We start from the raw sequence: 10,128 nt of genomic DNA on the forward strand, positions 1-10,128 counted from the left end.
TGGGGCTATATAGACTTTATTAAACGCTGTCTAAAAATGGTTGGAGCTTCTCCCAAAAAACCCTAAAAGTCATTAATTCATGGGTCTGGGATTTCTAAGACGGATATGTTCAAGACGCATCAGGGACCGACCCGCAAAAGCGCCTTCTTTCCTATATCCGTTCTGTAGATCAGGTTTTCATCGGAAATGGAATCGACGGCCTTATATGCACTCCGTATGGATTCCTCTATGGTATCTCCATGGGAGGTAACTCCCAAGACCCTGCCGCCGCTTGTAACAAGTCTGCCTTCGGAAAAAGCGGTTCCCGCGTGAAAAATTACGGTCTCGCGGGTATCGGAAAAATCCATGAGTTTTTTAAGCTCGACCCCCTTGTCGTAGCTTCCCGGGTAACCCTTAGAAGCCATGACGACGCAGACGCAGAAGCCGTCTTTCCATTCTATAGGATCCGTCTTCATCTCGCCCCGGGCTATTGAATAAAGGATAGGAACGATGTCCGATTCCATTCTCATAAGAAGAGGCTGGGCTTCGGGGTCGCCGAGGCGGCAGTTAAATTCAAGCACCTTGAGGTCATCGTCCTTTATCATCAGTCCGGCGTAGAGAATCCCCCTGTAAGTTCTCTCCTCGGATTTCATCGCCCGCACGGTTGGAACCATGACTTCGTCAATTATTCTCTGCCTAAGCTGGTCGGTAACCACGGGGGCGGGAGTGTAAGCCCCCATGCCTCCCGTGTTCGGTCCCCTGTCTCCGTCAAAGATTGGCTTATGGTCTTGGGAAGGCTCGAGAGGAAGTACGGTTTCCCCGTCGGTAAAGGCAAAAAAGGAAGCCTCCTCGCCCGTAAGAAATTCCTCTATCACGACCTTCGTTCCTGCCTCGCCGAACGCTCCGCGCTCCATCATTGAGCGAAGCGCCTCCTCTCCCTCTGCCTGAGAAGAGCATATGATAACGCCCTTGCCGGCGGCGAGACCGTCTGCCTTCACCACGAAAGGGGGCTCGCTCTCCCCTATCTTGGCAATCGCCTGCCCGATATCGGTGAACACGGAATATTCTCCGGTTGGAATTCCGTATTTCTTCATAAGGTTTTTTGAGAAACTCTTGCTTCCTTCAAGCTCCGCCGCGGCTCTAGAGGGACCAAAAACCAAAAGACCCTCTTTTTCAAAAAAATCTGTTATTCCTTCACAAAGAGGCTGTTCGGGACCGACAACTGTAAGATCCACCGACTCTTTCTTGACGAACTGCGCAAGCGAATCAAAATCTCCGACGCCGATAGCCACACACTCGGCATGGCGGCTTATCCCGGCGTTTCCGGGAGCACAGTAGGTTTTCTCCACAAGAGGGCTTTGGCTTATTTTCCAGCAGAGCGCATGCTCCCTCCCGCCACCTCCGACGACAAGTACTTTCATTTGAAACCTCTTATAAAATTAGATGCAAGGATATCATTGTGCCCGGCAAAGGCGTGATATCATTCAACCGTGACAACCTTGGCCAGATTCCTCGGCTGATCAACATCTGTCCCCAGAATATTGGCTATGTGGTAAGCCATAAACTGAACGGGGATAACCGATACCATCGGGCTTACAAGGTAAGAACTTTTCGGAATCACTATCTTCCTGTCCCTTTCGTCGGGAAGTCGAAGCTCTCTATCCGACGTTATGAAAATTATTCGCCCTCCCCTGGCCTTTACCTCCTGAAAATTTCCAAGGAGCTTTTTGTAATATACATCCTCTTCCGGAGCTATAAACACAACGGGCATGTTCCTGTCTATAAGAGCTATGGGACCGTGCTTCATCTCCCCGGCGGCATATCCTTCGGCGTGGATGTATGAAATCTCTTTTAGCTTAAGCGCTCCTTCAAGGGCCACGGGGTAATTAATTCCCCGGCCCAGATATATAAAATTCCTGTAACCGTAAAAATCTCTTGAAAGCTCCCTGAGACGTTCATCGAGCCCAAGAACTTCCTGCTGGAGTTTTGAAACCGATATGGCATCGGCTATCAGCTGCCTAGCCCTTTTTGAATCAACCGTCTTCCTTGAAATCGCTAGATATACGGAAAGAAGATAGAACGCCATTATCTGCGTCGTGAAAGACTTTGTGGAGGCAACCCCGATCTCAGGTCCCGCCTTTGTAGCTATGACGCAGTCAGACTCTCTTGAGATTTTGCTCAGCGCAACGTTCGTTATTCCGATTGAGTTCATGCCAAGATCCTTTGCCTTCGAAAGGGCCTCCGAGGTGTCCGCGGTCTCGCCCGACTGAGAAACCGCGATAAAAAGGGTGTCGGGGCCAACGACCGGATTTCTGTGTCGGAACTCCGATGCAAGCTCCACCTGGGTGTTCACTCCCGCGACTTCCTCTACCATGTACTTTCCTATGAGGGAGGCGTGGTATGAGGTGCCGCAGGCCGCGATAACGATTCTCTGCGCTCCCTGGAGAAGCGAGGGGTCCACGTCCTCGAGAACCACCTTCCTCATGTCCGCCGTGAATTTCCCCCGAAGCGTATCGAAGATGGCCGCGGGCTGTTCGAAAATTTCCTTCAGCATGTAATGGCGATATCCTGACTTCTCGGTTACCGAAGGGTCCCAGTCCACAACCGTCGGGTCTCTGCTAACTTCACTGCCGGCGGCGTCGGTTACGGAAATGCCGTTTTCTTCCAGAACCACGAAATCGTTATCCTCAAGGAAAATAAATTCCCTAGTGTAGGGCAGAATCGCAGGGATGTCTGAAGCCAGAAAACATTCGTTTCCGTTGCGCGCTATTATAAGGGGAGAGAAACGCCTGGTGGCGATTATCTTCCCGGGTTCTGTATCCGACATGACCGCCACAGCGTAAGAGCCCTCTATTTTCTCAAAGGCTTTTCTCGTTGACTCAAGAAGAGAGTTTCCTTTTTCCGTAAAATCGCGGATCAGATGAGAGATGACCTCGGTATCGGTATCGGAGCAAAATTCATAACCTGCGGCAACAAGTTCCTCCTTAAGCTCGGGATAATTTTCCACTATTCCGTTATGCACTACGCTTACCGGACCGGATACCTGAGGGTGGGCGTTTCGCTCCGAGGGATCGCCGTGGGTGGCCCATCTGGTGTGAGCGATGCCGAGTGAAGAGGTCACTTCGCAGTCTTTTAGCTTGGCGAAAAGGTTTTCAAGTTTTCCCTCGCTTCTTATGACGCGGGAACGGCCGTTCTCGACAAAGCATATCCCGGAAGAATCGTAACCCCTGTACTCCAATCTCCCCAAGCTTTCGCAGAGAACGCTTTTGGTTCTGTCCGAACTTCCCACGTATCCCACTATTCCGCACATTTCAGGATTTCCTCTTCTTTGCCCTTTTTCTCTCCGCCCAGCCGGTTATCTCCTTCTGCCCGGCACGTTCTATGGCCAGAGCGCCCGGGGAAACATCTTTCGTTATCGTGGAACCCGCGGCCGTAGTAGCATCTTTTCCAACCCTGATCGGCGCAACAAGCATGGTGTCGCTTCCTATGAAAGCGCGGTCCTCGATCACGGTTCTGTGCTTGTTTGCCCCGTCGTAGTTGCAGGTGATGGTTCCGGCACCGATATTAACTCCGTCGCCGATATCGGCATCTCCCACGTAGGAAAGATGCGGGACCTTGGAACCAACCCCTATTTCCGATTTTTTTATCTCAACGAAGTTGCCGATCCTGGCCCCGTCTTTTATCCTGGCCTCGGGCCGCAGGTGACAGAAAGGACCCATCACGACGCCGTTTTCGACTTTACACCCCGCAAGATAGGAAGAAAACCTTATCTCGACATTGTTTCCTATCCGCGAATCTTCAATGTATACAGAAGGCCCTATGCGACAACCATCGCCGATACTGGTCTCGCCGTAAATATAGGTATTGGGACACACGGTCGTATCCCTCCCTATGCTGACAGAGTCTGATATGTAGGTGGTTTCGGGATCCTCTATGGTAACCCCGTTTCCCATGTGGCGGCGGTTTATCGCCTGTCTCATGGTTTTTTCCGCCTCGGTGAGTTGCTCTCTGCTGTTCACTCCGGACACCTCCTTTGGATCCGCCAGGCAAAAAGCCAGAAGTCTGCGTTTGCGGGGAACGCAGAGATCCACAATTCCTGGCAGGTAATATTCTCCCTGGCTGTTTTCACTACTAAGTCCGCCCAAGCTCTCCCAGAGAAAGGAGGAATTCACGCAGTAAACGCCCGCATTTATCTCATTTTCCTTCTTCTCGTCCGCCGTGGCGTCTTTGTCCTCAACCACGCGAAGCACTTCTCCGTCGGCACTCCTCAATACTCTCCCGTATCCGCCGGGTTCCTCCACCAGAGCGGACATTAATGAGAGATCCGCTCCGTTTTTCACGTGAGAATCCGTAAATTCGCGCAGAGAAAAAAAACTTATCGCGGGAACATCTCCGCTTAGTATGAGAATGTCCCCGGAAAAATCCCGGAATGAATCCTCGCAGCACAAAACCGCGTGCCCGGTTCCAAGCTGCGGTTCCTGGATGACCGTCTCCACCGGATAACCCGAGACCGCTTCCTTCACAAGCTCCGAATCATGTCCCAGAACAAGCACTGTTTTCTCAGGTTCCATCTTCTGCGCCGCTTCAAGGACATAGCGCAGCATGGGCTTTTTCAGGATCGGGTGCAGCACCTTGGGGAGTTGCGAATTCATGCGGACTCCCTTGCCCGCCGCCAGAATTATAACGGCCAGAGACATAACCTTAATGTGTCAGTAAAAACCAAAAGAATCAGAACGGAACGTCGTCGTCCGTCATGCCAGTGCCCTCTTCGTAGGTGAAATCATCCTCGGGCGGAGGCACCTCGGAGCGGCTTTGCCTTCCGCCCTCCCCTCTGGGAGAGAGAAACTGCACGGTTCTTCCCACGATCTCGGTCGTATACCTCTTGTTTCCTTCCCTGTCGTCCCATGAACGGGTTCTGATGGAACCCTCCACGTAAACCGATCTCCCTTTGGCAAGATACTCTCCACAGACTTCCGCAAGCCTTCCAAACACCACTATCCTGTGCCACTCCGTGTGTTCCTGAGAGTTTCCGTCTCTGTCTTTTCGTGTTTCCGTGGTAGCAACCGAGAAGGTGGTAACCGCATTTCCGTCCGTCGTGTACCTCACTTCCGGGTCTCTTCCCAGATTGCCGAGTATTATGGCCTTGTTAACCGCTGCCATGAGTTTTTATCACCGCCATTTTGATATGTAAAAGGAATTTACATGAAGACCCGGCGGATTTAAATACCACTTAAGCAAAAAAGTCCGAGACAGTGCCCGCGGCTTAACAATCCGACGGCTAATAAATCGCTTCTGTATCTCTGTTAAGAATATCAAGGTACTCCGCGTACACGAAAATTTTATTGCGCTCCCTGCCCGTGATTTCCTTTACAATTCCAAGAAGTTCAAGACGGCCAAGGCCTCTGATCACGGTGGGCAGAGAGACTCCGCGGCGCTCCCTGATTCCTGTCGTGGTGCTGACAGGGCAGTGCTTTAAATGATCGTATATCTTCAGGAGTCCCGGAGTGGATTTACCCGAACTTTCGATACGGGCCTCGTCTTTTTCAAAAAGACCCGCAACCGCTTTCGCAGTCAGGGCAGCCTGATCAGCGGTCTCTATCACGCCTTCCAGAAAAAACCTGATCCACGCTTCCCAGTCTCCCGTTTCTCTCACGGCCTGCAGATGATCGTAGTAAGCCGGGCGGTTGATTCTGAAATAGAGGCTGAGATAAAGAAGAGGTTCTTTTATTATTCCCCAGGCGTAAAGAGTAAAAGTTATGAGAAGGCGGCCGACACGTCCGTTTCCGTCAAGGAAAGGATGTATAGTCTCAAACTGCGCGTGAACAAGCGCGGCCTTTACAAGCGCAGGCAGTCTTATGGTTTTATCATGAAGAAAGTTCTCAAGACTTCCCAGGCACTCCATCAGGTTTTCAGCCGGGGGAGGAACAAACCGTGCGGTAGACGGCCTTGGGCCTCCTATCCAGTTCTGCGAAGTGCGGAACTCGCCGGGACGCGCGTGACTGTCACGCTCTCTGTCCATAAGTCTTTCATGAATTTCCCGAATAAGGCGCAAGGAAAGCGGAAGTTTCTCCAGACATTCAATGCCGTACTTCATGGCCCTCACGTAACGCGACACCGAAACGACATCTTCGTCTGACGGAACACCGGAAGCTCCCGTGTTTTCAGATAACAGCAGATCGGATAAAGAAGACCGTGTTCCCTCGATCTGGGATGAAAGCACAGCTTCCTTGCGGATATACATGTAAAGAAGGATCGAAGTGTCCGGCAACGCGGCACAGAGACCGTCAAGACGCCCAAGCGCCGCATTCGCATGATCAAGCAGAAGATAAAACTCATCCACGCAAAGAGGCGGGTCGGGCGGAAGAGGCCTGGGAATATAGGAATCATAGTACTCACCGGCAACAACCGAACTTCTGATATATGTGCCAATACGCTTTTTCTTTTCCATGGGCAACTAAAACAAATGGGGTTTCATGTTAGTTAGGCAAAAATAACTAACATGAGCGAGAATTACAAGGTAAGAACTAACAGGAACAGAGTTTTATGTTAGTTGAACTGACTCCAAACAACATAAAAAGGGCGGCGGGCGGTGGAAAAAACGATTCCTGACAGAAGCGCGAGAGCAAGCAGAGCCATAACCGCAAGGAGGTTCGCCGTGGCGCTTCCGGCTTCTGTATCCGGACCGGCAAGCGAACACCCGCTGTCGCTTTCATCAACCGCCTCTTCTTCCTGAATGAGGTACAGTCCCGTGCCGAAAACATAGACTTTACCCATCTCGCCATCTAACGGGAGCTGTATCGCGTAGCCAAGCTTGGACGAACTGCCGCCGGGGTCGTCGAGATTAACCGGTTCATCACCTTCAACATTCGGGTTGTCCCAGTCGTATTCAACGAAATTTCCCTCCGGCCTGCTTTGCGCTGCTTTTATGATTCTCTGAATGAAAAAGCGATAGTCCTCCTCCCTGCCTTCCTTGTGCTCTCCTTCGAAGTTCCAAAGGTCCGTCTGTTCTAAGTTCCTGTTGACCGCGTTAAATATCACGTTGCCTACCTCATCCATAATATAGATGTAAGTGGAGCCGCTTCTCCAGGGACCCCCGTCATATCTGAAAATCTTGCGCAGTATGACAGGATCAAACAGTTCAATTTCAAAAGATGCGGTGATGAAAGTGAAAGCGCTTGCAAGAAACTCTCTCATATGGCTCTGTGTGCGTACGTCCGCGGCGTCTATGCTGGGTGTAAGCACCCTTTCAAATTCCGCTCTGAAGCGCTCAGGGTCCTCAATATCCGGATTGGTACTGGCAAAGCCATCAATCAGGCTGTCTTTCAGGTCTTCAAAGGTAGCGTAAGAATCCGGTTCGGGCCTGTAATCAAGACCTCCGAGGAGAACAAATTCCTTCTCAACAACGGGGCCGCTGCCGGGTTTGCTGAAAGGTACAAAGTACCCGCCCGTAACTACGGCGTAACCCGCGGGACTGTCCATATCCTGTCCCGCATATTTTACGCATCCAGCCCCCTTGTTCACCAGTTCACTCCAGCTCTCTCCGTTACACCCCACAAGTTTTTTAGACCAGTCCTGATCTTCAATCTCCCTGTCCCCGGGATGAATGTATACGCCCCCCTTTTTCGTGAGAAGAATAAGGTAAACGGAACCGGAACGCCATTGCCCTTCAACTCTGAAGCTGTTCATAAGGTTAAGGGATTCAGTAAAACTTGAAGTCGCAAACAGGTGAAGTGAAGCATGATCTACAAAGTCCTGAAGCTTTTCTCTGTCAAGCACAACATCCTTGGCCGTCGTGGCAACGGGTCTCTGAGGATGCGGATTGTCGTGGGCCGCGGAGGGATTAGCACCCAGAAGCATCGATACGCAGGAGGCAAGAACAAGAAGTTTCAGGTACGCGGCAATCCCCGAGTATCTAGCATCTTTCTGGAACCGCCGCGGTGAGGCATTGGAACCATGCTGAAGCGGCACTGCTGACCTCACATACAAACTGTTAAGGCGATTTCTCATCTCCCGTCTCTCCTCACTTGCTAAAACCAGTTTTTTACAACTGCGTTGCGCACGGTGTACGGATAAAAACACAGTGTACGGAACTGATGACCCGCAAACCATCAGCTACTCTCCAAAACCTCCGCCCTGACCGCAATGCGAAGTAGCCCAGCATTTCCCATTCGGAGCTGTGCCGCAAGGACATTGAACTGCATTGTTATTGTCATCAGAAGAAGGAGTCCCGCAGATTACGGCAGCTGTACCGGTGTTTAACGGACAGGTGTTCCCAGCAAACACGCCGAGTATCGAGTGGTTGCAGTCAACAAGCCTAGCCTCATCGCCAGTACACTCAAGATTCTCAAACAACACCGGAGTGATGTTCAAGGCTATTATCTCAAAAAAATCGACCCAGGCCTGAATTCCCGACTTTCTTTGTTTCAGCCAGTCGGTCGTGCTCAGATCAAGGGGTTTGGCTCCTGACGTTTCAAGTCCAAGCTGCCTGCATGCGACCTTCGCTTCTTCCACACCGAAACCTTTGTTGCATATTCTCCATTTTTTCGTTTTTTCATCGTCATTGAGGTCGCTCACCGCCTCGATCCTTCCCGAAGTTTCGGTAGGTGTCGGACGTCTTTTGGCAAACTGCAACTTCTCAGGAATATTTCTTTTTGCTATGACTATTATGCCATTCTGAGTGCTGAAATCATTGGCTACGTATCCACTATGCATGCTCTCACTCGTCCCATACCACTCACTCGACCCATCATACCTGCCCACATCGTCGGAAGCACTTGCGTCACCGAAATTGAAGCTGTCAAGATCTTTGCCACTGGAACCAAGATACATAGTGAAATCGGCACTCCTAACCCCGTCGGGCGGAAACTTGGGTGTTATAATCACATTGACCTTTCCTCCGGTAGGGCCTTGCCCAGGAAATCTGGAAGCTGCACCTCCTGACCGAAACGCGGTGACGGTGTAATCTTTACCTTGGTATTGAAACTTTCTATTAAAATTGCGCTGGCCATAAAATTGTACTTGCGCTCTACGAGAGACTGCTACCCATGACTCTACTCTGAACTGCTCTCGGAGAAGCTCATCTTCTATAGTCTGTGCACTGCCGGGAGCAATAAAAAGGATAGATCCCAGAAACATTGCCACTGTAAGACACACGTAACCAAACATCGAAAGAAAAGTATTGTTTTTCATTTCCCTAATGCTCCTTCGGCGGAAAGCAACACCGGATTATCGTACCTTTTTCAAGTGTTCATGCACGCAAATCAATCACGCCCGTTTCCAGAATCAAAGCCGCAAGAAGAAATCCGCGGCTAAACCATTGAAACGGCTCTCAGCATTTTTTCACCTGCCTGAGCTATAAAACCCATGCACCCTGCTTTTAATTAGAAGGCACTTCTAAAAATACCTTTCTATTCCACTTCAAGTGGCAATAAATATATATGCTCACCCCCACCTCCGTCAAATTACGGGGTAGCGGGTACAGGTACAAGACAATACCGGAGGAAGGAAAGTGGAACAGCTGGATTTCGGAGAAAAGGACAGGTACGTGAGACTGGATGACAAGAAAGACCCCCTGGTAAAACTCAACGCGATTATCCCCTGGGAACTGTTCCGTCCCCGCCTCAGGTCGGTGTGGCGGGAACCGGAGAGGGAGCGCAAGTCAAACGCCGGACGCAAGCCCTGGGACGAGATAGTGATGTTCAAGGCGATAATTCTATGCGCTCTTTACAACTTGTCCGACGAACAGGTCGAGTACCAGATGCTGGACCGCCTGTCTTTCACCAGGTTCCTGGGTCTTGAGCTCAAAGACAGGGTTCCCGACGCAAGGACGGTGTGGATGTACAGGGACAAGCTTGCCCGGGCGGGAGTGATTGAGGAGCTGTTCGCGGACTTTGACGGTCATCTCAACAAACGCGGGTACAAGGCGATGGGAGGCCAGATAATAGACGCTTCCATAGTTTCGGTGCCGAAGCAGAGAAACACAAGGGATGAGAACAGGAGAATAAAGAAGGGAGAAACCCCTGGAGGGTGGAAGAAACAAAAGCGCGCCCAGAAGGATACCGAAGCGAGATGGACAAAAAAACGTGGGACAAGTTATTACGGCTACAAGAACCACGTGAACGTGGACGCGAAGAACAAGCTGATAAGAGA

Annotated in this window: 8 protein-coding genes; 1 reads left to right on the forward strand and 7 read right to left on the reverse strand. The window is 50.8% G+C overall.

Annotated elements, in window-relative coordinates; translation table 11 throughout:
- Positions 1 to 119 precede the first annotated feature (119 nt).
- The 7 genes from purD to OXG10_06540 form a co-directional block, all read right to left on the reverse strand.
- Positions 120 to 1,400, reverse strand: coding sequence for a phosphoribosylamine--glycine ligase (purD, locus tag OXG10_06510; protein ID MCY3827014.1), 1,281 nt, complete (start codon positions 1,398 to 1,400; stop codon positions 120 to 122).
- A gap of 59 nt (positions 1,401 to 1,459) precedes the next feature.
- Positions 1,460 to 3,289 carry a glutamine--fructose-6-phosphate transaminase (isomerizing) gene (gene glmS, locus OXG10_06515; protein MCY3827015.1) on the reverse strand — a complete coding sequence of 610 codons (1,830 nt, stop codon included), beginning with the start codon at positions 3,287 to 3,289 and terminating at the stop codon, positions 1,460 to 1,462.
- 1 nt (position 3,290) lies between these two features.
- The gene (gene glmU, locus OXG10_06520) at positions 3,291 to 4,676 is read right to left on the reverse strand and encodes a bifunctional UDP-N-acetylglucosamine diphosphorylase/glucosamine-1-phosphate N-acetyltransferase GlmU (GenBank protein MCY3827016.1); all 1,386 of its coding nucleotides are present in this window, start codon (positions 4,674 to 4,676) and stop codon (positions 3,291 to 3,293) included.
- Positions 4,677 to 4,707: 31 nt separating this feature from the next.
- Positions 4,708 to 5,139, reverse strand: coding sequence for a single-stranded DNA-binding protein (locus OXG10_06525; protein ID MCY3827017.1), 432 nt, complete (start codon positions 5,137 to 5,139; stop codon positions 4,708 to 4,710).
- A gap of 118 nt (positions 5,140 to 5,257) precedes the next feature.
- Positions 5,258 to 6,427 (reverse strand): Fic family protein, encoded by a 1,170-nt coding sequence (locus tag OXG10_06530; protein ID MCY3827018.1) that lies wholly within the window; start codon positions 6,425 to 6,427, stop codon positions 5,258 to 5,260.
- Positions 6,428 to 6,525: 98 nt separating this feature from the next.
- A complete protein-coding gene (locus tag OXG10_06535; protein ID MCY3827019.1) occupies positions 6,526 to 7,986 on the reverse strand; it encodes a cache domain-containing protein in 1,461 nt (486 codons plus the stop codon).
- A 105-nt stretch (positions 7,987 to 8,091) separates the two neighbouring features.
- Positions 8,092 to 8,862, reverse strand: a complete 771-nt coding sequence (locus tag OXG10_06540; GenBank protein ID MCY3827020.1) for a scavenger receptor cysteine-rich domain-containing protein — start codon at positions 8,860 to 8,862, stop codon at positions 8,092 to 8,094.
- Between the two features lie 625 nt (positions 8,863 to 9,487).
- Here OXG10_06540 and OXG10_06545 point away from each other — a divergent pair.
- Positions 9,488 to 10,128 (forward strand): IS5 family transposase (locus tag OXG10_06545; protein ID MCY3827021.1); only part of this gene is annotated, 641 nt, incomplete at its 3' end.

It is taken from the genome of Candidatus Dadabacteria bacterium (genome assembly GCA_026706695.1).
Taxonomy (GTDB): Bacteria; Desulfobacterota_D; UBA1144; order Nemesobacterales; family Nemesobacteraceae; genus Nemesobacter.